General features: G+C 64.2%; 22 protein-coding genes and 3 pseudogenes. 7 read left to right on the forward strand and 18 right to left on the reverse strand.

The genetic code is table 11. The features are described 5' to 3' along the window. Nucleotides 1–132 precede the first annotated feature (132 nt). Nucleotides 133–849: a DUF2971 domain-containing protein gene (locus tag K3M35_RS24235; RefSeq protein WP_220667120.1), complete on the forward strand. Its 717-nt coding sequence runs from the start codon at nt 133–135 to the stop codon at nt 847–849. A gap of 138 nt (nt 850–987) precedes the next feature. Here K3M35_RS24235 and K3M35_RS24240 read toward each other — a convergent pair whose 3' ends face one another. Together K3M35_RS24240 and K3M35_RS24245 are read right to left on the reverse strand one after the other, a co-directional pair. Continuing rightward, a complete protein-coding gene (locus K3M35_RS24240; RefSeq protein ID WP_220667121.1) occupies nt 988–1,584 on the reverse strand; it encodes a recombinase family protein in 597 nt (198 codons plus the stop codon). 297 nt (nt 1,585–1,881) lie between these two features. Then, nucleotides 1,882–2,040: pseudogene (locus tag K3M35_RS24245) on the reverse strand (recombinase family protein); the annotation flags it as partial. Between the two features lie 130 nt (nt 2,041–2,170). Here K3M35_RS24245 and K3M35_RS24250 point away from each other — a divergent pair. Continuing rightward, nucleotides 2,171–3,028, forward strand: a complete 858-nt coding sequence (locus K3M35_RS24250) for an AraC family transcriptional regulator (RefSeq protein ID WP_259444428.1) — start codon at nt 2,171–2,173, stop codon at nt 3,026–3,028. On the opposite strand, the gene K3M35_RS24255 is transcribed toward K3M35_RS24250, so the two are convergent. From K3M35_RS24255 to K3M35_RS24280, 6 genes are all read right to left on the reverse strand, one after another. Continuing rightward, nucleotides 3,029–3,643, reverse strand: a complete 615-nt coding sequence (locus tag K3M35_RS24255; protein WP_220667122.1) for a hypothetical protein — start codon at nt 3,641–3,643, stop codon at nt 3,029–3,031. It abuts the gene before it with no gap. Beyond that, nucleotides 3,640–3,783, reverse strand: coding sequence for a WhiB family transcriptional regulator (locus K3M35_RS24260; RefSeq protein WP_220667123.1), 144 nt, complete (start codon nt 3,781–3,783; stop codon nt 3,640–3,642). The genes K3M35_RS24255 and K3M35_RS24260 overlap by 4 nt, the downstream gene beginning before the upstream one ends. Nucleotides 3,784–3,897: 114 nt before the next feature. Further along, nucleotides 3,898–4,158, reverse strand: coding sequence for a hypothetical protein (locus tag K3M35_RS24265; RefSeq protein WP_220667124.1), 261 nt, complete (start codon nt 4,156–4,158; stop codon nt 3,898–3,900). A gap of 178 nt (nt 4,159–4,336) precedes the next feature. Further along, complete coding sequence (locus K3M35_RS24270; protein ID WP_220667125.1) at nt 4,337–5,122, reverse strand: MBL fold metallo-hydrolase; 786 nt, start codon at nt 5,120–5,122, stop codon at nt 4,337–4,339. 561 nt (nt 5,123–5,683) lie between these two features. Next, nucleotides 5,684–6,967 carry an amidohydrolase family protein gene (locus K3M35_RS24275; RefSeq protein WP_220667126.1) on the reverse strand — a complete coding sequence of 428 codons (1,284 nt, stop codon included), beginning with the start codon at nt 6,965–6,967 and terminating at the stop codon, nt 5,684–5,686. A 127-nt stretch (nt 6,968–7,094) separates the two neighbouring features. After that, nucleotides 7,095–8,750, reverse strand: a complete 1,656-nt coding sequence (locus tag K3M35_RS24280) for an alpha/beta fold hydrolase (protein ID WP_220667127.1) — start codon at nt 8,748–8,750, stop codon at nt 7,095–7,097. Between the two features lie 153 nt (nt 8,751–8,903). On the opposite strand from K3M35_RS24280, the gene K3M35_RS24285 reads away from it, so the two are divergent. The 4 genes from K3M35_RS24285 (at nt 8,904) to K3M35_RS24300 (ending at nt 11,629) form a co-directional block, all read left to right on the forward strand. Then, on the forward strand, nt 8,904–9,569 hold the full coding sequence (locus tag K3M35_RS24285; protein WP_220667128.1) for a FadR/GntR family transcriptional regulator: 666 nt from the start codon (nt 8,904–8,906) through the stop codon (nt 9,567–9,569). A gap of 152 nt (nt 9,570–9,721) precedes the next feature. Continuing rightward, entirely contained in the window at nt 9,722–10,333 is a 612-nt protein-coding gene (locus K3M35_RS24290; protein WP_220667129.1) for an AAA family ATPase, read from the forward strand. A 143-nt stretch (nt 10,334–10,476) separates the two neighbouring features. Beyond that, the gene (locus K3M35_RS24295; RefSeq protein WP_220667130.1) at nt 10,477–11,289 is read left to right on the forward strand and encodes an ABC transporter ATP-binding protein; all 813 of its coding nucleotides are present in this window, start codon (nt 10,477–10,479) and stop codon (nt 11,287–11,289) included. A gap of 196 nt (nt 11,290–11,485) precedes the next feature. Then, nucleotides 11,486–11,629, forward strand: coding sequence for a hypothetical protein (locus K3M35_RS24300; protein WP_220667131.1), 144 nt, complete (start codon nt 11,486–11,488; stop codon nt 11,627–11,629). A 579-nt stretch (nt 11,630–12,208) separates the two neighbouring features. Here K3M35_RS24300 and K3M35_RS24305 read toward each other — a convergent pair. The 8 genes and pseudogenes from K3M35_RS24305 to K3M35_RS24330 form a co-directional block, all read right to left on the reverse strand. Further along, nucleotides 12,209–12,411, reverse strand: a pseudogene (locus tag K3M35_RS24305) (cold-shock protein). Between the two features lie 649 nt (nt 12,412–13,060). Then, nucleotides 13,061–13,804 carry a GAF and ANTAR domain-containing protein gene (locus tag K3M35_RS24310; protein ID WP_220667132.1) on the reverse strand — a complete coding sequence of 248 codons (744 nt, stop codon included), beginning with the start codon at nt 13,802–13,804 and terminating at the stop codon, nt 13,061–13,063. A gap of 579 nt (nt 13,805–14,383) precedes the next feature. Further along, a complete protein-coding gene (locus K3M35_RS26435; RefSeq protein WP_259444425.1) occupies nt 14,384–14,512 on the reverse strand; it encodes a hypothetical protein in 129 nt (42 codons plus the stop codon). A gap of 9 nt (nt 14,513–14,521) precedes the next feature. After that, the gene (locus K3M35_RS24315) at nt 14,522–14,698 is read right to left on the reverse strand and encodes a hypothetical protein (protein ID WP_175428184.1); all 177 of its coding nucleotides are present in this window, start codon (nt 14,696–14,698) and stop codon (nt 14,522–14,524) included. Nucleotides 14,699–14,839: 141 nt separating this feature from the next. Continuing rightward, nucleotides 14,840–15,578: pseudogene (locus K3M35_RS26440) on the reverse strand (DUF6098 family protein). Next, nucleotides 15,569–15,763, reverse strand: a complete 195-nt coding sequence (locus K3M35_RS26450; protein ID WP_138846303.1) for a hypothetical protein — start codon at nt 15,761–15,763, stop codon at nt 15,569–15,571. Before K3M35_RS26450 ends, K3M35_RS26440 begins: the two are co-directional and overlap by 10 nt. Before the next feature lie 150 nt (nt 15,764–15,913). Beyond that, a complete protein-coding gene (locus K3M35_RS24325) occupies nt 15,914–16,195 on the reverse strand; it encodes a hypothetical protein (protein ID WP_138846302.1) in 282 nt (93 codons plus the stop codon). 150 nt (nt 16,196–16,345) lie between these two features. Next, a complete protein-coding gene (locus K3M35_RS24330; RefSeq protein ID WP_024100149.1) occupies nt 16,346–17,593 on the reverse strand; it encodes an IS256 family transposase in 1,248 nt (415 codons plus the stop codon). Nucleotides 17,594–17,694: 101 nt separating this feature from the next. Here K3M35_RS24330 and K3M35_RS24335 point away from each other — a divergent pair, with 101 nt between their 5' ends. Next, complete coding sequence (locus tag K3M35_RS24335) at nt 17,695–18,084, forward strand: hypothetical protein (protein WP_259444427.1); 390 nt, start codon at nt 17,695–17,697, stop codon at nt 18,082–18,084. Nucleotides 18,085–18,268: 184 nt separating this feature from the next. Here the strand turns inward: K3M35_RS24335 and K3M35_RS24340 are convergent, their stop codons facing one another. Then, nucleotides 18,269–19,264: a hypothetical protein gene (locus tag K3M35_RS24340; RefSeq protein WP_138846297.1), complete on the reverse strand. Its 996-nt coding sequence runs from the start codon at nt 19,262–19,264 to the stop codon at nt 18,269–18,271. 135 nt (nt 19,265–19,399) lie between these two features. Continuing rightward, nucleotides 19,400–19,949: NYN domain-containing protein (locus K3M35_RS24345; protein ID WP_220667133.1), on the reverse strand; the 550-nt coding region annotated here is incomplete at its 5' end.

Genomic DNA, 19,949 nt, shown 5'->3' on the forward strand with positions numbered 1-19,949 from the left:
TGCCGACTCGCTCCAGTGACCGACACGACGACGGAGGTGAGCACCGACCCCGTCCTCGAACTCAGCGCCTAACCCCTACGAAGGATCACAGGCGATACACCACTACCTGGGACTTGACCCCTCGCGGATGCGATGCGCGATCTGGTAGATCGTTCCGATGCTGACCATGCGAAGCTCATCGACGAGCTCGCTGAGCGTATCGGCGAAGGAAACTTCCTCGACCCCGAAGACAACGCGACCACTCACTCGGCCTACGTGACGAGTTTTTGTAAGGAGCCGGATCTTCTTAGCCAGTGGCGAGGATACGGAGCCAATGGGTACTCCATTGAATTCCCCACGGAGGTGCTTAGGAATTTCCTGGTGCCTGTCATGGAGCAAGCACTGGCGAACTTTGGGACCCCATTCCTGGGGGGCGCAGAGCTCGCTCCTGTGCAGTACAAGGTCGATGAGAGTTTCATCCAGCGCCAGGCCAGGAAGATCGTCGACCCGGAGAATCGTCCCTCGGCTCTTCGCCTAGCCCTTGAGTGCCTTGCTCAGTTCAAGCACCCATCGTTTGAAGAAGAGCAGGAGTGGCGTCTGTTTGTCTCACTTGGGGAGACGTTCACTCGGTGCCTGTTCCGTGTGTCGGTTCAAGGCATGTTGATCCCGTATCTGCCGCTTCGGTTCACTCCTTACTCCCTGAAGGACCCGGATAAAGGCCCTTTGTATAAGGGTTTGATTTCCAAATCGGTGTGGGTGGGTCCAAGTCCTGACCGGCAGCTTCGAGCGGTATCGGTGAAGAGAATGCTGCGGCAGTTGTCCTTCAATGACGTGGAGGTTGAGATAAGCGAGACCCCTTTTCGGAGCTGACTACTGAACCGGTGGCGACCGAAGTCAGCTCGGCGTCAGATGGTGATTCTGCACCGACGCACCGACACGCCTGCCACCAATGTCCTGGCTGGGTACATCTAGTGCCGTGTCAGCTTGCGGGCCCGGCGTCCTGGACGATCAGGGGCGGGAGAGTGCGACTTCTTCTCGGGCTCGGCGCAAGGTGGCGTACATCGCGGAACGCGACAGGCCGCTGATCTCGCAGAGCTGAGCTGCGGTGTACTCGCCGGATTCGTAGTCGGCGAGCAGGCGTTTGCGCTGCAAGGCGGACAGCTTCGGTTGCTTGCCTTTGAGTCGGCCGGCCTTCTTCGCTTCGGCCATGCCTTCGCGGGTGCGGACTCGGATGAGGTCGGATTCGAACTCGACCATCAGCGACAACATGCCGAAGAAGAGTTTGCCGGTGGGATCGGTCGGGTCGTGAACAGAGCCACCGATGCTCAGCCGGGTGCCTTTGGCTTCGAGTTTGTCGGCGATCGCCCGGAGGTCAACGGCGGAGCGACCGAGGCGGTCGAGTTTGGTGACGACGAGGGTGTCGCCTTCGCGGCAGGCGGCGAGTGCTTCGCGCAGACCGGGCCGGTGTCGATTGTGGCCGGTGTAGCCCTTGTCGGTGTAGATCCGCTCGTCGGGGAATCCGAGGCGTTTGAGGGCTGTGCGTTGCGCTCGCAGATCTTGGCCCGCGGTGCTGCATCGGGCATAGCCGATCAGGATTCCGTCCATGAGATGACGATCGTGCTGTGTGGGTCAGCTATACGAGACCGACATGCAGGACGGTTAAACAGTACGCTCGGACGGCACCTTCCGCAGGACACGATCGGGTGCCGGACCGTTTCAAGGTGTGCTGTTTGAGGATCTTCAAACAGCACAGGCATCTCACGGGACCGTTCCTGAGCAAGACACGCAGAAGACCGCACAGAGAGTGAGCGCACTCGATACGGGTTCCACTGGAAAGCTGAGCGAAGCAAATGGAGCAATGTTGGCTTGCGTTTGACCTGAAGGTTTTGCTGGAAGTCCACCTCATGCGATGCGGCCGAGGCGATCGACTTTGGCGATGACCAAAATGTCGCCTTCCCGGCAGATGGCGAGAGCTTCGCGCAGACCGGGCCGATGTCGGTTGCGCCCGGTGTAGCCCTTGTCGGTGTAGATCCGATCGTCGGGGACTCCGCGTACTCGATCAGTCTGTCTTGAACCCGGTTTACTCGAAGCGGGTAGACGGCTGAACTAATCTTGGGTGGCTGTCCCCGGTACAATGCGCGATCGGCCACCATATTGAGGGGTAGAGAGTATGCAGGACTCTCGAGTGTTGATGTTCGAGGCCCAAGGTCACAGTTCCCGGTCGGCGGCGATCGACGTGCAGTCGGTGGAGGCGGCGAATCCGCGGGTACAGACGGGTCCGCACGGCCACAACGATCTCGAGTTGTTGTACTTCCGGTCCGGTTCGGGCCCACACATGGTGATGAACCGGATGCTGCCTGTGGCACCCGGCGATGTCGTGCTTCTCCCTCCGGGCGTGGTGCACGATTTGTCGATGGTGGACGCTGCCACCGGGTGGGCCGTGGAGTTTTCTCCGACGGTGCTCGAAGGGATGACCGGGCTCGGCCAATCGTTGCAGTTGTGGCGGTCGAACCCGCTGCTCAGCCCGTTTCTGGCGGCGGAGTCGAGCACGGAGGCCGGCCTGTTCCATGTCGAAGAAGCCGACCGGCCACGGTGGGAGAGTTTGCTGCAGGGCCTCGAAGCGGAGTTTCGTGGCCTTCGCGCAGGCAGTGATTTGGCGGTGCGGGCCTATCTGCTGCTGGTGTTGCTCGAGGTTGCGCGACTGGCCGGTGATGTCGAGGGGGAGCTACGGCATCGGCAGGAGCCGGTGCTGGCGGATGCGTTCGGTGTGATCGAAAAGCATTTCGCGCAGGAGTTGTCCGCCCGGGATGTAGCCGAGGCGGTGGGGATGTCGCCCGGTCATCTGACCACAGTGGTGCGGGAGCGGACGGGTCGGACGATCGGCGAGTGGATCACCGAACGTCGGATGGTAGAGGCGCGATTGCTGTTGTCCCACACCGACCTTCCGGTAGAAGCGATTGCTCGACGGGTGGGATTTCGGGATCCGGCGTACTTCAATCGTCGCTTCCGCCAGGTACACGGTGTCTCGCCGGGAGCATGGCGCAAGTGATCAACCGATGAGGACCGCGCGGACAATGGCAGCGAGTGCTCCGAGGTAGGCCAAGATGATGGCCAATCGGCGGGCACGGTCGGCATCGACTTTGTGACGCAGGAAGCCGGCGACAGCGATGCCGGTGGGGAGTGCGAACACCGCGGCAGCGAGGACCGACCACGAGAGAGCGCTGAAATCGGCCGTGGGGAGCTTGAGGAGCAGGGATCCGGTGGCGACGGTGAGGAAGAACGGTTGCAGGGTCGCGGCGAAGCTGCGATGCGGCCACCGGCTGGCCAGGGCGTAGACCATCAGAGCGGGTGTGGCCACCCCCGCGGTGGCGTTCATCCGGGTCGGGAGCGAAACGGCCAGCCAGGCTCCGGGTACGGCGCCAACGAGTGCGGCGGGGGCGAGCAGGCGATATTTCGACCACGCGATCTCTGCGCGTACCACCGGCAGAAGCATGGCCGCAGAGATGACGCTGCACAGGTTGACGGTCAGGACACCGGAGACGGGACCGAGCAGAACGGACAGAATCGGCGCGGTGACGAGCGCGAGTCCGGTACCGCTGAGCCGTTGCAAAGCGGCACCGGTCATGACCGCGATGGTGACGACGAACAGGAGCGCTGCACTCATGCGCTCTGTCGATCTCGTCCGAGATTGCGACGCTCGGATTCCGTCAGCCCACCCCAGATACCGTGCGGTTGACCGGTTTCCACCGCAAAACGTCGGCAGGACTCGAGGACGGGACAGCGCGAGCAGATTCGTCGGGCCATGCGCTCGCGTCTGATCCGGACCCCGTGGCTTTCCGTGGGGGACCGAAGAAGGTATCGACGTCGAAGTCGGTGCAGCGTGCGTGGAAGCGCCACGTGTACTGGGTACCGATGTACTCACTCATGGTGCGAGGTGGGGTGAGGTGCGGTGGACGTGCGGTGTGGGCGTGGCGGTGGTGCGAGACGCAGTCGGCACAGGCGCCGCAAGTCCGAGCGCAGATCCGTGGTCAGTCGGGGATCGTGTTCGATGGCGTGGGACAGGCGTCGATAGTATTCGTCGGCGTGGACACCGAAGTGAACGAAGATCTCTCCTTCGGGTGCGCCGTTCCACTGCCGCCAGCGCAGGGCCAGGTCGACCATCTCGTCGTCGACGGTCATCGTGTGACCTTTCGAAGTCGTATAGGGGTACGGGTTCGGGGCGAGTGACTGGATAAGGCGAGGTTCTGTCCGGATAGCTGTGGTGGTGGTCCTCCTGCGACACCGGAGGAGCCAGGGAGGAATCCGGGCAAGATCACTCGGGCGTGGGCCCGGCGGGTACACCGCATGAAGCCGGTGGTCAGTTGGTGCGGGCTCCGATGCCGATTTCCATCAGGTCTTCGCCGATGATGAGTTCTCCGGAGTATCCGGCGGAGGCCGCCTGCCATCGCTCGCTGGGGTTGTTTCCCGGGGCCAGGTGCGACAGGACGAGTGTCTTCGCGCCGGCTTGTTCGGCGACGGGGCCGACCTGTTCGATGGTGGTGTGTGAGTGGAGCAGGTGTTCGATGAATCCTTCCTCATCGGGACTGTAGGGCGGTTCGCCGTACAGTGCTCTCACCCAGTCGGCGTCGATGACTTCATGGACGAGGATGTCGGTGTCGCGTGCGAGACGGACCAGGTTCGGGCTGGGTGCGGTGTCACCGGAGAAGGTGATGGATCCGTCGTCGGTGTCGAATCGGAACGCGAAGGCCGGGTAGACAGCGCCGTGATCGACCAGGGTGGCGCTGACCTTGACGCGGTCGTCTTCCATGACGACGAAGGGGTCCATCTCGGGAAACTGATTGTCGTTGGGACGGGCTGCGACCGCAGCGGGGATGTCGATGTCGCGCGCACGGATCATGTGCTCGAGGGACGGCTTGCCGGAATCGCGGAGGCGGTCGTTGATGTCGGTGGCGTAGGCCTGGGTGAGATAGGCGGTCATGTCGACGGTGCCGGGAGTGGGATTGTCGGGATTGACTACCGCAACGTCCTCGGGGCCGGTGACAGCCGGAAGCGCCCCGCGGTCTCCTGGGCCGTAGACGCCGATCGGTTCAGGTCCGGGCAGACCGTGGTACCACCCGGACAACACGATGTTGAAGTAGTCCATGGTGTGGTCCGAGTGCAAGTGGGTGAGAAAGATCCCGCGGAGTCCCTCGTAGCCGTGAAAATCGCCGTCTCGGCCGAGTTGTGCTTTGCGGAGTTGATGGCAACGCCCATCCCGCAATCCACCAGGTAGAACGCATCACCGACAACGACCGCGGTGGCAATACCGTGACGGGGTTGATCGGTGCCGTTGTGCGCGGGGAGCCAGGTCATCGGCCCGCCGGCGGTCCCGAGCAGCACGGCCCGTGTGCGATATGAGCGCGCCTGTCGGACGTAATCGAAGGTGGCTGAAGGGGTCTGCGCAGGCCCGGAGGATGCAGCGGATGAACACCCGGTGAGAGCGGTCGCGGCACCCACGGCCATCATGCCGGCCAGCAAGCCGCGCCGCGACAATGAGTGTTGGTGGGCCTGGTGAATGAGATTGCACATAGAGGTCCTTCACGGGAGAGGTGCATGGCCGCTGTCCACGGCCACAGTGGAGCACTGTGACGCGCTGTCGGAGTCCGTCGTCTGCACCGCTGTTCCCCGGCCCACACTCGACGGACCGGGGAAGCATGCGGTGACCTCAGGCAGGGACGGGGCTGCCGTGGTGGATTTCGTCGACCTCGCGGATGCCGCGTTCGACTCCGGTACCGGGATCCTTGTGGAAGACACCTTCCTTCATGATGGCGACGATGCGGTCCTTGTTCTGCAGGACCGTGATGTCAGCCAAGGGATCTCCGTCGATGAGGATCAGGTCGGCGTAGTAACCGGGGCGGATCTGGCCGAGTTCATCTCCCATTCGCATGATTTCACCGCCGAGTTTGGTCGCCGACAGCAAGGCGTCCTTGGGGCTGAAGTCGAGCAGATTCACGAAGTGGGCGAGGTCGCGGGCGTAGGTGCCATGCGGGGTCCACGCGAATCCGTAGTCGCCGCCGGGAAGAACGCGGATTCCGCGGGCCTTCATCTTCTTGAGTCCTTCGATGGCGCATTCGAGTTCGTGACGGTAGCCGGCTGCTTCGGCTGCCTCCGGGGGGTATCCGAATTCGGCGGCGTCTTCGAGGGTGGCGACGAGCCAGTTGATGCCGGGTGCGACGAAGATGCGGTCTTTCTGCTCTTCCATCATGTCCAGGCCTTCTTCGTCGGTGAAGGAGGCGTGGTAGATGATGTCGACGCCGTTGCGCAGGGACATCTTCACGCTTTCGCCGGAGCGGGCGTGGCTACACACTCGCAGGCCGCGGCGGTGGGCCTCGGTGACGGCGGCGGCGGTTTCCTCGTCGGAGAAGTAGTTGTCCTTGGCGTGCTGGTTTCCGGTGATGTCCTCTCCCGACATGGACAGCTTGACCAGATCAGCGCCGAGTTCGACGTTGTGGCGCACGGCTTTGCGCATCTCTTCGGGTCCGTCGGCGAAGGCGGTGATGCCGTTGACCAACGCTCCGCCGGTCACGGCGATTTCCTGGCAGTTCGCCAGATAGCGGGGGCCGGGGATCTGTCCGGAGTTGATGGCGTTGCGGATGACGACATCCAGGCGGGGCTTGGCGGCGGCGGCGCCGACGCACATGGTGTAGCCGTGGTCGATGTAGGTCAGGGCGGAGCGGGCGGAGAGCAGGGTGTGTTCTTCCACGCCCATGGTGCCCAGGCCCGGCAGGTCGGCGGAGTTGGTCCAGGAGAAGTGGGTGTGGGCGTCGCACAGTGCCGGCATGAGGAATTTGCCGGCACCGTCGATGACGCGGGCGCCGGTGCGGTCGACCGAATCGGGGTGGGCGGTGATTTCGGCGATGCGGCCGTCGACGATGCGAACGTCACCGGTGTAGGGGTCGGTGCCGGTGGCGTCGAAGATCCGGACGTTGGTGAACACGGTGGCGGACATCGCGTCCACCTCCTTTCGGGAAGGCGTGGAAGAGGGGGTGGCGCCCGGGGCGGGGCCGATCCGCAGGAGGGCAGAGTTGGCTCCCGCCCCGGCGTGCGCCGGTCGGTTGGCTGTGGGTATGTGCTGGTCAGCGGTTGAGGAACTCGGTGAGCAGTGCGGTGACGCGGCTCGGGTCCTCGAGGGTGTGCCAGTGGCCGACCCCGTCGAGGATCTCGAGGCGCGAGTCGGTGATCGACTCGGCCAGCTGCTCGTTGACTGCGACGGGACTGACCTTGTCCTCGTCCCCGGTGATCAGCAGAGTAGGGACGGCAATGTCGGTGAACTTCGGTTCGGTGGCCGCGGCGAGGGCTTCGCAGGCGTTGGCGTAGCCGTCCGGGTCCTGTCCGAGCAGTAGCTCGCGTACCGCCGTGACCGCAAGCGGGCGAGTGGTCTTGGTCTCCGTGGACAGTGCAGCGGCGACGATGGTGTCGGCCACTGCCGGCATACCGCCCTCGCGCACGGTGCGGGCGCGTGCTCGGGTTGCGGCCTGGGCCTGCTCGTTCTGGGAGCGCACCGGCCCCAGCAGCGCCAGACGCGAGACCCGGCCCGGGTGGGTGGCTGCGAATGTGGTGGCGATCAGGGTGCCCATCGAGTGCGCTACGAGATCGACCTGGTCGAGTCCTTCGGCATCGAGCAGCGCGGCGAGCTCGTCGACCCAGTTCTCGATGCTGTTCGCTCCGACTACCGGGGACCGGCCGTGTCCGGACAGGTCGTAACGCAGCACGGTGTGCTGCTCGGCCAGCGCCTGTACCTGCGGTTCGTAAACCGTGCTGGCACCGCCCAGACCATGGATGAGCACGACAGCCGGGCCGTTCCCGGTCTTCTCGATGAACAGGCGGCGTGAGCCGATGCGGGTGAGCGGCTCGGGGGCCGCGGCGCCGCCGATGACATTGCGCAGTTCCCCCAGGCCCGGGGCGGAGACGACCATCTCGTCGCCGGGGACGAGGTACTTCGGCGGGTCGAAGCCGATGCCCACACCGACCGGGGTTCCGGTGGCGATCACATCGCCGGGTTCGAGGGTGATTCCTGCAGAGAGGGTTTCGATGATGGTGGGCACATCGAAGATGAGCTGGGCGGTGTTCGCGTCCTGACGCAGTTCGCCGTTGATGCGGGTCTGCAACTGGAGGTCGGTGATGTCGATGTCGTCGGCGGACACCGCCCACGGTCCCATCGGGCAGAAGGTGTCGAGTGACTTGCCGATGAACCACTGCTTGTGGGAATGCTGCAGGTCACGGGCGGTGACATCGTTGATCAGCGTGTAGCCCCAGACGTAGTCCATCGCCTCGGCCTTGGACACCTTCGAGGCGCGCTTGCCGATGATGACACCGATCTCACCCTCGTAGTCGAGGGTGGAGGTGATGTCGGTGTGCGGATCGACCTGATCACCGGAAGCGATCACGGAGGCAGCCGGCTTGGTGAACACCACCGGGAACTCGGGAATCGGGTTGGTGTTGTTGTCGGTGGCGTCGAAACCGCTGCGAGCGAACTCGGCGGCGTGCTCGGAGTAGTTGCGGCCGACACAGAAGATATTGCGGTGCGGGGTCAGCGGGGCCAGCAGCGCACCGGCCGTAGCAGTGTCCTCGGCTTCAAGGCGTGAGAGCGCGTCGCGACCTCCGGCGATGATCTGCTGCAACGACTCCACCGGCGCGCCGGTATCAGTGAAGGTGAGCGGCCGGGGGGTGCCGTCGTCACCGATCACACAGACGCGAGCGCCATCGGGAGTCTGAATTCGGGAAAAACGCACGGAGTCCTCCTGTAGAACCAATGTCGACCAATCGGTGCAATCGGTGGCAAATTCCACGTTAACGGGACGTCATGTGACCCACAACACATGTTCTTGCAGGCTTTTTCGCAAAACTTGGAGTATTTTTGGTTCGGATTGGTTTGAGAGGTGACGATGACCCCGGTCGGTACAGCAGCGCAAGCACTGCGCCATATCGAACAGCTCCTCCACGACGGCGCTTACCGCCCCGGCGATCGGCTCCCCACCGAACGCGAACTTGCCGCCACGACAGGGCTCGGTCGAGGTGCGATCCGCGAAGCCATGCGTCATCTCGTCGACACCGGCCTGGTAACCCGGCACGTCGGCCGCGGGACGTTCCTCGCGCAGCCTCAACATCCCAACCTCGACGTGAGCAGCCCCAGCCCGGCCGACATCATGGCGGCGCGACTGACGATCGAACCGACACTCATGTCGGCTGTCGTGCTTACCGCCTCCGGCCCCGATCTCGCCGAACTGGAACAGATCCTCCGCCACGGCCAACACGCGACATCGTCCGCGGAGTTCGAACAGTGGGACATCCGCTTTCATCACGGCCTCGCTGCCGCGACTCACAACGAAGTCCTCATCGGCGTCAGCCGCTATCTCATCCTCTGCCGAGAACAACCGATCTGGGGCAACCTCAAGGAACGCACCTTCAGCACCATCACGCGCGACGCCTACTGTGCCGAACACACCGCGATCCTCGAGGCCATCAAAGATCGTGACCCCGACGCTGCCGCCGAGCACATGCGTACCCATCTCCTCCACGTGCGACGAACACTGACCAAGAAGATGAGCTGATCTCGGGCGCAAGGAGGAAGCACGGTAGTCCTGAGCCGGCACACGAAAACCGTGCTGGTTAGGGATCGCCAAGCAGGACACCTGAGTCACGACTGTTCGCCACGTGGAGAACAGGACCGACACGCACCGGCCGTCCCGCTAGGCTCGGTGCAATGCTCGTATGGATCAACGGTGCGTTCGGTGCGGGAAAGACACAGACTGCATTCGAGTTGCATCGACGGGTACCTCGCTCTCACGTCGCCGATCCTGAACTCATCGGCTTCGCGATCCACAAAATGCTTCCGGCCTCCGCGCGACGCGACTTTCAGGACCGACCCCAGTGGCGAGCAGCGGTAGTCGCGACCCTGGCCGACGCGGTGGCTGCCCACGACGGTCCGGTGATCGTGCCCATGACACTGGTCAACCCGGACTACTTCGACGAGATCATGGCCGGTCTGTCCGCCGAGGGCATTGACGTCAGGCACTTCTGCCTCGTCGCGTCACCCGGCACCCTCCGGCGTCGGCTACAGACCCGCACCGGTTACTGGCTGGGCCGCATCGCGGGAAGAGATGAAACCTGGGCTATGCACCAGATCGACCGTTGCGTGAGCGCACTCGCCACAGAACGATTCACCGAACACGTCGATACGGATAATCGCACCGTCGACGACGTTGTGGAGCACATTGTGGCGCGCACGAACCTACACCCGACACACGGCCGCTTGTCCCCCGTCCGCTATCAGCTCCGGCGAGCCTCAGTCGGTATCCGCCATATCAGAATCTGAGTACGGGGTTCCCGAACCCTGGTGAACCAGTCGGCGACACACCCAAAAGCTCTCGCTCTCACTGAACGGGTACTTTGACAGAATCGCGAAGCTATCCGCCTTCTGGAGTGTTTCAACAGTGCGGAACGGTGAATGAGGAGCGCATGCCTGCCGACGACCAATCCTATGTCCTGCGACTTCAGGACGTCAGCGTTGTACGCCAGGGCCGAGCACTCGTCGCCCACGTCGATCTCGACATCCGCGCCGGTCAGCACTGGGCGGTGCTGGGCCCCAACGGCGCCGGCAAATCCACGCTGCTCGCCCTGTGCGGAGCACAATCACATCCGACCACCGGCACGGTGCACGTCCTCGGCCACCGACTCGGCCGCGTCGACATGCGTGAGCTGCGCACCCACATCGGTCACGTCGACCCCCGTACCCGGATCGACCCCTACATCCCGGTACGGGAAGCAGTGCTGACCGGACTGTATGCGGCGACCGCCCTGCCGCGCCGCGCCGAACCTACGGTCCTCGAACACCAGAAGGCCGAGGACCTGATCGCGATCCTCGGCCTGCGGGCGATCACCGACAGCCCCTGGTCGGTGCTGTCACAGGGAGAACGGGGCCGGGCATTGATCGCGCGGGCCTTGGTCACCGACCCGGATCTGCTGCTGCTCGACGAACCGAGCACCGGTCTCGATCTCGCGGCCCGCGAGATCCTTCTCGGCGTGCTCGCCGAACTACGGCAACTACGACCCGAGCTGTCCTCGGTGCTGGTCACCCACCACCTCGAAGAGCTTCCTGTCTCGACGACCCATGCGCTCGTCCTCGCCCACGGCACCGTCGTGGCCCGCGGACCGGTCGAAGACACCGTGACCTCGGAAACGATCACCCGCGCGTTCGGACATCCGATCGTCGTCGAGCGCCGTGCGGGACGATGGTCCGCCACCGCAGCGGCCCCAGCGCACACCGGCTGACGTCCGTTGCTCCTCGACTGTTCGCCGGACTCATCATGCCGTGGGTACCACGCGAGGTTGTCCAGCGGTAGACGAGCGTTGCCACTGGCCGTCCAGGATCTTCGAAGAAGCGATGACCACCCCCGAGAAATAGCCGAATCCTGTGGATCGGAAAATCCAGTTCCCGGGCGTCCTGATCGCTCGTTACCGGCGGGGCTTGGGTGAGACGTTCATGGTGATGCGGGTGGGAGACGAACACCGTGCCGTCCGCGTCGGAGACCTCGACCGGGACGAGTTCGATGGGTTCGTCGGTGCACTCCGGGATGACGTCGAGTTCGGCGATTGCGGTCTCGGCCGGTGATGCGAGGGAACCCTCGTAGACTCGTCGAGCGAACAACGCCCGGACCCCGCCGCCAGCAGGGGATGGGCGACGGGGTCCGGCATCGTCGAGGTGGCCCGATCTCGAAGCCCCCCGGCGGCGGTGATCGTCTGTGCAGGGGGGGACAGGCGATCACCGATACCTCGAGCCTACGCCCCCGCACGTGCCGCCGGGCGGAATATGCGCTTCCGGGCACTGCCGACGGGGCGGATCGGCGTCTCCGGCCCCCTGCGCCGGATGTGCCGTACCCCGTCGGCGCTTCTCGCTGGTGAAGACAACCCGCGAGAAGATCATTCGTTTCTCATTCAGTCTATTCACACTGTGCACGATCAACTCGGGAACGGATTTCTTCGGCCTTTCGTCCAGGTGCGGTGCGGTTCCGCCGTAGACGCACCGAACCGCCCTGGACGCGGCGCAGGCTCTGTTCTGACGACCCCTGGAGGCGCAGGCATCGCACCGGCAACGGCAGGTGTGGAGCAGCGTCGCGGCCACGAGGGTGCTCACAAGGCTGACGCGGGACGGTGCCGTCGGGATCGAGCAGCGCGGTGCTTCGGGCGTCACTCACAGCCGACGTACCCGGCGGGCGTGGCGCCCCTTGGGACCCACACCCACGTCGAATTCCACTGCTTGGCGTCCTGGAAGACGGGGACGTTACTGCATTCGATGTCGGTGTGCTCGACGAACAGATCGGCGCCGCCGTCGTCGGGAGCGATGAAGCCGAAGCCTTTGTCACCGTTGAACCACCTGATCACCCCGCGTGCCACCGCCACCACGCCCTTCCTCGATACCCCCGAGGTCGATGCCTGATTGTGTCATCGCTCGATTCGACGAGAGGGGACAGTCGACGAGGACGCGAGGACCTTTACCAGTACAGGACCGCTGCGAGGGCAGGACCGATTCTCCGGGTCGGTCGCAGGATGGTTCTCTGTGTTCGGCAACAGCCCTGAACCTCGCGGTGAGGTCATGATGCTGCTGCACCCGCACAGACGGTGACCGAGCGACGACGTTGCAAGGTGACCGCTGCCGGGCCTTGAGCTCCCCGGATCCGCGGCCCTTCCCCGGGGTGTCGATGTCCACGACTGCGCCACCGTGGCACCGTCCCCGCGGATCGGCCCTTGCCTCCGCGACGACCGCGGATCATGCGTGCCTGGATGTAACGTGAGAGGCGAAGTCCATATGTGTTTGTCGGCAGTCCCCGCTTGTTCTCCCTCCTCGAGTGACGGGGCCGCTCGGTCCGCGCATTCCTCCCCCGTGTGCGTGGGCCGGCGGGAAGCTCGGTGGTGCACACCCGGGCTTTTCGCACCGCTGTCGGCGGTGCTGCGGACCGCGAGAGCGCCGATGCCAGAAAATCTGTTCGGGCGGAGCCGGGGCGATACTCGGCGGACCGCCGGCCGAGTCGCTTTCGCGGAACCGTCAGGGATTCTGGGCGCGGCCGTGCCACTCGAGCAGGGTGCGGGCCAGGTCGGCGACTTTGAGGTTCATCTGCTGGGAGGTGCGGCGCAGTGCGTCGAAGGCCTCGTCGGCGGTCATCTTCTCCAGTCCCATCAGCAGCCCGACGGCGGTGCCGATCTCGCGGTTGCTGAGCAGCCCGGCTCGCAGAGACGCGATGTCCTGATCGCGGCTGACCGCGGTGGCGGTCACCGACGCGAAGGCAGCGAGCACACCGGCCTGGGCGGCGGCCTCGGTGGTGAACGCGCCCGGAGTGGTGGAGAACAGGTTCAAGGCACCGACCTTGTGCTGGTCGATGACCAACCGGAAACCCATCACTGCGCGTACCGGGGTGGTCTCGACCACCGCGCGGGCGAGTTCGGGCCAGTGGGAGGCGGTGCGCAGATCCGGGTCGATCTGCGGGATGTTCTCGGTGATCGCATCGACGCACGGGCCCTGTCCGAGCCGTCGCTCCAATGCGTCGATGCGGGCGGCGATGTCATCGGTGGCGGCGACGGTGACGTACTGTTCGCGCTGCTGCAGCATCACGCTGGCGTGGTCGCAACCCGGTACCAGCAGGGTAGCGGCGACGCAGATCGCCGCGTACACCTCGCTCGCGTCGGAGCCGCTGTACAAGATCTCGGCCAGCGCGGAGAACACCGTGGCCGGATCCGCCCGGGTCGGCTCGGGGATCAGCGGGGACTCGGCCCCCGCGTCCTTGTCGGTCATCACATGAGGATTTCATGCCCGGATTGCAGCCGGCATCGGGGATGACCCGCACGGTAACCACCACGAGCTGGGCCCTTGCGGTGAGGACGCGCCCACCGGACCGTCCATCCGCAGCACGGACGGTGCCATCACTGTCCCTTCTCGACATCCTGACAGTGCGTGATTCTCACGAACTTGACGTAATCCTCAGCCCGGTCGCTACTTGGTGACCGTCGCCCCGCGGTGCGGGACTACGAAAAAGGTAACGGGGCGAAGCGGAGTGTCCCCACCGGACCGTACTTCGGGGGCACGCTCCGGGAGGGCAGGAACGCCGAGCCACCATCTTCCTCTCCGCGGGCAACGGTAGGGGAGGAGGTGGTGCGGGGCGGACTGTCCGTCGGTGACCCTTCCGAAAGGAGTCGTACGCCGGCATCCGACCGAGTCGGCGATCGCCCGGGGCCGGTCCTGTCCACCTCCGTCGGCGTTGATTCCCCCTGCGAATCAACCGTGTCGGGATGGGACGGACCGGCCCCCTTCTGCTCTGGTGCCTGCCGTCACGTGCAGCCACCCACCCGCAGGCGTGCGCGCTCGGTGCGGGGCCTACCGCCGGGGCGCGAGCCCGTCGGCGGCCTCGATGCGGTACTGCGCTCGCAGCACCGCCGGCACGTGGCCACCGAACCTGCTCCGGGGTGTGTTGCTGTCGTTGGGGATGCCGACGGGATAGGCCACTGGTGGTGTTCAGCTATGACGGTGGAACCCGATGCGGCGGCCGCGGCGGTCGGTCGGGTGAGTCAGCGCGGCCTGCACGACGGCGACCGCGCCGAGTCCCCCCATGAGGATGAGCAGCAGCAGAGCGACGTTGAGGTTCATCATGGCCTGTCCTTCCGGAGTGGGGTGGTGTGGTGCCTGTGGCATCGCGAGAGGGTCGGCACGGTCACCGAGCGAGGGCCCGGCAAGGGTGCACCGACACCACCGGCGCGTCCGTCGTATCCCTCTCGATCGCGGGTCTCCTTCCTGCGCAAATGTGCCTTCACGTCACACTAAACATGATTTGGGTCACATTCGGTGTAGATGACTTTCTACTCCATACCGACCGGAACGCGCGACTCGGACAATCGTCCACCGTCCGGTTGCCACATGGCTACCGGCAGGGATGCCTACAGCTCGAGGCTCGACGTCGATGGAGCGGACCGGCAGCAACTCGGCCGGCACCGCAGCGGGGCGCCGGCAATCCGTGAGCCCTGAGCAAGAAGGTGCATCCGGGACGGAGCGGTCTCTTCCCCAGACGCCTACGCCCCGGATGCCTTTCTTGTCTATCAAAATCGCCAAGGAGAACACCGCGGTATCGGGAAAACGCTTCCATCGGCGTTGTCCGCTGACGACGTGGCGGGTACGCCGCTCTACAACCCGGAGCGATCGCCGTGCCGTCACGGCAGGAGGTGCACGAGTGCAGCAAGTCGACGGCTGGGCTCGTCCTCGAAAGGGGTACAACCTGGGCGGCGCGCGCACAGCTCGACTGTCACGAGCACTGCATCGAATCTCGCCCCACACGGAACCGATCGCGAGACAACGGTGCGCTTGCTCGAGTACATCGGTGCTCAATCGGGCTACCGGTCGCACATCGACGACGAGGGGTTCGTGGTCCGGTCCGACATCGGCCACCGTGCCGTGCAGCAGCCAGGCGAAACGTCTGTGCTCTTCGCCCGAGTTCGGCGTACCTGCGGATCCGGCGCACGATCCCATCCGCCGCCCGCCGCGGCCACCATGGTGCGGGGGAGATGGTGGTCACCGACAATCCCGGCAGCAGTATGTCGGCTTCGTAGTCTGGGCTCGGTCCGTTTCGGCGTCGATGTCGGATCCCTCGAAGTACCGCGGGACGAGCTGATCGTCCTCGCCGACCATCGCCGCGAACCGATCGAGATTGTCGACGACGGGTCGTTCCCGCTCCCGGGCCGGCTCCGAGTCGGTCGGATGAGTCATGTACTCCCGATCCTCTCGTCGATACGGCGGTGCAGGCCACCACCACCAGATCCGGAAGCAACCCGTCCACGATCGAGGCGTACCAGCGCGGCAGCGTGGGTGGTGTCTGCCACGCACTGCCCGTCTCGGTCTCCATTACCGGATGCCAGGTCAGTTCAATGCCGACTCGCGGGGCCGGAGGGCACGAAAAGACCGCCCCGGGTCGTATTCGGCCGTGGGAGGAATCTCTACGCCCATCTCGCGGGCTTCGTTCACGGCCGAAGCCAACATCCGGCAGGTGCGCTCGTAGCGGCACCGCAGGTCCTCGGCCAGCGTGACATGCCGCACCTCAACGCCGGCGGGGACATCATCGAGTACCTCGGCGACGATCGACGCCAAAATCACAACTAATGTCTCGACGTCCTCGAGTGCCCAACGCCGTGTCCAGTCCATGCCCGTGGCTTTCGTTTCTCATTCGTCCCCGTGTGCCAGTATCGGCCTGCGTGGCTTTTCGATCACGCGCACCGTGGGTAAGTCCCGGGGAGTGGTGGACTTCGGATCGGCTCTGCAGTAGACGTAGTGATCAACGAGTCGTGCTGGATACTATGCTGTTTCGCTCGAGCCGGTCAACGACAACGCCGGTTCGGTAGCGTGCTGTTTGGCGGCGATCACCGCCCGGAGCTCGTCCATGCTCACATCCGAGACATACCGGCGGGTGACCTGCCACTCGTCGTGCTGCTCGATGACCACCGCGGTCGCCAACCGGAGGAATGCCGCCGGGTTCGGAAAAATCTCCACGACGTCGGCTCGACGCTTGATTTCCTTGTTCAACCGCTCAATGGGATTGTTGGACCACACCTTTTGCCAATGAGCCTTGGGGAACGCGGTGAACGCCAGCACATCGTGTTTGGCGGCTTCCATCAACGCCGCGACCTTCGGAAACGACCCGGAGAAGGTGTCGGTGACCTGATCCCACTGCTCCGCGACGGCGTCCGGGTCGGTGTGCGCGAAGATCGTCTTGACCGCCGCCATCACCGGCGGCACATGCTTGGCCGCCACCGCCGCCCGAATGTTGCGCATGAAATGCACCCGGCACCGCTGCCACGAAGAACCCGCGAACTGCTGCATCACAGCAGCTTTGAGGCCACTGTGTGCATCGGAGATCACCAGATGCACCCCCGACAGACCACGGGCCTTGAGGCTGGTGAGGAACTCGCGCCAGAACTCGTAGGATTCGCTGTCCCCGACGGCGGTTCCGAGTACCTCGCGGGTGCCGTCGATCGAGACTCCGGTGGCCACCACCAACGCCTGGGACACCACGTGCGCACCGACCCGGACCTTGCAGAAGGTGGCGTCGAGAAACACGTACGGAAAGCTCGTGTGCGTCAGCGTGCGCTCGCGGAACCGGGCGATCTCGGTGTCCAGACCAGCGCAGATCCGCGACACCTCCGACTTCGAGATCCCGGATCCGACACCCAACGCGCCGACCAGGTCGTCGACGCTGCGGGTCGACACGCCGTGCACGTAGGCTTCCATGACCACTGCGTACAGGGCCTTGTCGATGCGGCGGCGTCGCTCCAGCAAGGAGGGGAAGAACGATCCTGACCGCAGTTTGGGGATCTTGACCTCGACATCGCCGCTGGTGGTGGCCACGGTCTTCGTTCGATGTCCGTTGCGGTGCGTTATCCGGGTGTCGGTGCGTTCGTAGCGGCCGGCGCCGAGCTTGTCGGTGGCCTCGGCTTCGATCAGAGCCTGCAGGCCGGTACGGATCAGTTCGGCGAACACGCTGGCGCTGTCGGCGCCCTTGAGCGCGTGGAGCTGGGTGAGCAGTGCAGAATGATCGTGGGTCATCGCGTAGCTGCTTTCTGTGAGTCACTGTGAGAGGTAACTCGTTGATCACTACGCGATGGCCCACCCTCGGCGAGGGAGCGACACGCCGCGGACCTGGCCGGATGCGCTCAGCCGATTCCCACCACTCCCCGGGACTTACCCCGCTTCTGCAACGGCTGGCGGCCAACTCCGACGAGTTCGGCGACTGTATCGACGGGCGCTGTGAACCGCCGACCGTGCAGGTCACGCTGCTCGAGGGGGCGCGGGAGTGGATCGCGGCCGACATCGCGGCACGACCGACCCCGATCGCGGCAGCGGTCGCCGCGACCGGAACGCTGCTGGACTCGGGCAACGGGGCGAGACCTGCGGTGATCGACGCTACGCGGATGATCGATCTGATCGACTCGGGCGATGCCGAACCGGTCGATCCTGATGACGAGTTCGGGCCGGTCTCATACGACGGCCACGTTTGGGAGTGGTCCGACGACACGGAGGGGTACGTACCGACGTAGAAAAGACTTCCGCGGCGTGGTGATGGGCCGCAGCGGTATCCGCCAGGCGGCGCAGCCAGTCGCGACGAGATGAATACGGTCCCACCACTTTTCCTAGGCGAGACCGTATTTTCCGTATCCCGTGAACCTGAGCCTGTTAATCGATCAGGACCAGCACGAGGACGGTCCGGGTTGAAGCAAGAACTTATCCCTTCTTGATCGGGAGACCGCGAGTAATTCCCGCCTCCTCAAGCACTCGTCTGGTGGAGATCAGTGTGTAGAGGTCGCCGCCCGAGAGGTGCCCCCACTCCTCGTCCATATTCCTCTCCTGCACCTGGCGGAGAAGCCGCCCCGCGTCTTGCCCAAGTTCGCTGTGATCACATCGACTGTGTTGATCGACGAACAGCTCAGCACTGCCGTCCGCACGGTAAACGAAGACTGCGCATGCCAACTCAAGATGCCGAAACTCGGCCGGGCCATACTTCCATCGTCGAACTTGACCAGTGAATCCGGGCAGCGGCGGCAGCGGCACGTCCTCGTTTTCCGGATCTACCGCAAACTCTGTCACCACTCGGGTGCCATCATTAATGACATCGACGAACCAATCGAAGGATTGATCCAAGGCCACCCCCGGAATCACCAAGGGGATTCGGCGTTGCATTCGAGCTTCGATGTTGAGTGCCTTCTCGACATCGATCGGCAGGGTCTGCTGTATCACCGCCACGTGGCCGCCGTTCTTGCGATCCAAGAGACTGACAAGATCAAGACCGTTCGACTGAGCCTCTGGACCACCTACTGCCAGGGTCACGAAGGTCGTTGTGCCTGGAGTTGCGTCCGTATGTACCGCCACAGCGCTCTTAGAGGGCGCTTCGGCCTGATGGCGGAGTTGTGAGGCCGGGAACTGAAGCACGAGCGATGCACGCCAATTAGGTACGATCTCGCTACCGGTGCGCTTCCACTTCGCGATCGCATCCCTGTCGCCAGGTCGGAGCCTCTCGCGGATCGATGCGCTGAATCCGAATTGTGAATATCCGTTCGAATGCAAGCTGAACTTGAAGTGCTCCGCTCGGGCCCTCGGCGTCGCATACAACTCGTCCGAGATGTTGTTATCTTTGCCGGTCCATACCCGCCACTCGGCTGAGCGCCTCCCGTCCGACGCTTGAACGTAGAAGCGAACGACTGAATTCTTTTTCGGTGCCAAGACAGCCTTCCCCGTGGTGGAGGGATCCTGATAAACGAGCTATAACACCCGAAGGTGCCCTTCTGGAGAACAGGGACCCGACGGTTCCCCAAGCCGACTACAGCGTAGTTTGCCGAAACGACAGACTTGGACTGGCTAACGGTCCGGGTCAAGGCATCGTCTATACGCCTCCTCGTCGAGGAACGTACGCCAAAGCTTTCTTCCGTGAACATTCGGCGCCTGCCGGGTGCGGATCTGCGAGCTGGCCCATCCCGTGGTCTCAACTCTGGTTCCAGTTCCGCCAATCTGCACAGCTTCCTCCAGACAAGGGTCGAGGTCGCTGTCGTGAGTAGCCAGGATCACCAGGTCGATGTTCGAGTTCATGACTGCTCGTATGACTGCTAGCGCACACAGTACGTCGACGCCCTTCTCCTGGATCCCGCGGATCACGCCTGAGTTGCGGTCGATCGTGTACTTCAGGGGCCGATAAATTACATCGATGCGGTCGTCACGAGTCCAACGAGACAGCTCCTGCTGGGTATACGCGTACCGCTTCGGCTCATGTTCTTCGACAGGCTGACCGCGGTAGACCTCCATCTTCACCAAGTCGGCATGGGGATAGCCGGAGCGTTGACGCCTGTTCCGCTCATCAATCACATTGCGGGCATACGCGAGCGGATGGATCAACGAATGATGCTTCGGGGTA

The sequence above is a fragment of the Rhodococcus sp. DMU2021 genome, from assembly GCF_019641445.1.
Classification (GTDB): domain Bacteria; phylum Actinomycetota; class Actinomycetes; order Mycobacteriales; family Mycobacteriaceae; genus Rhodococcus; species Rhodococcus pyridinivorans.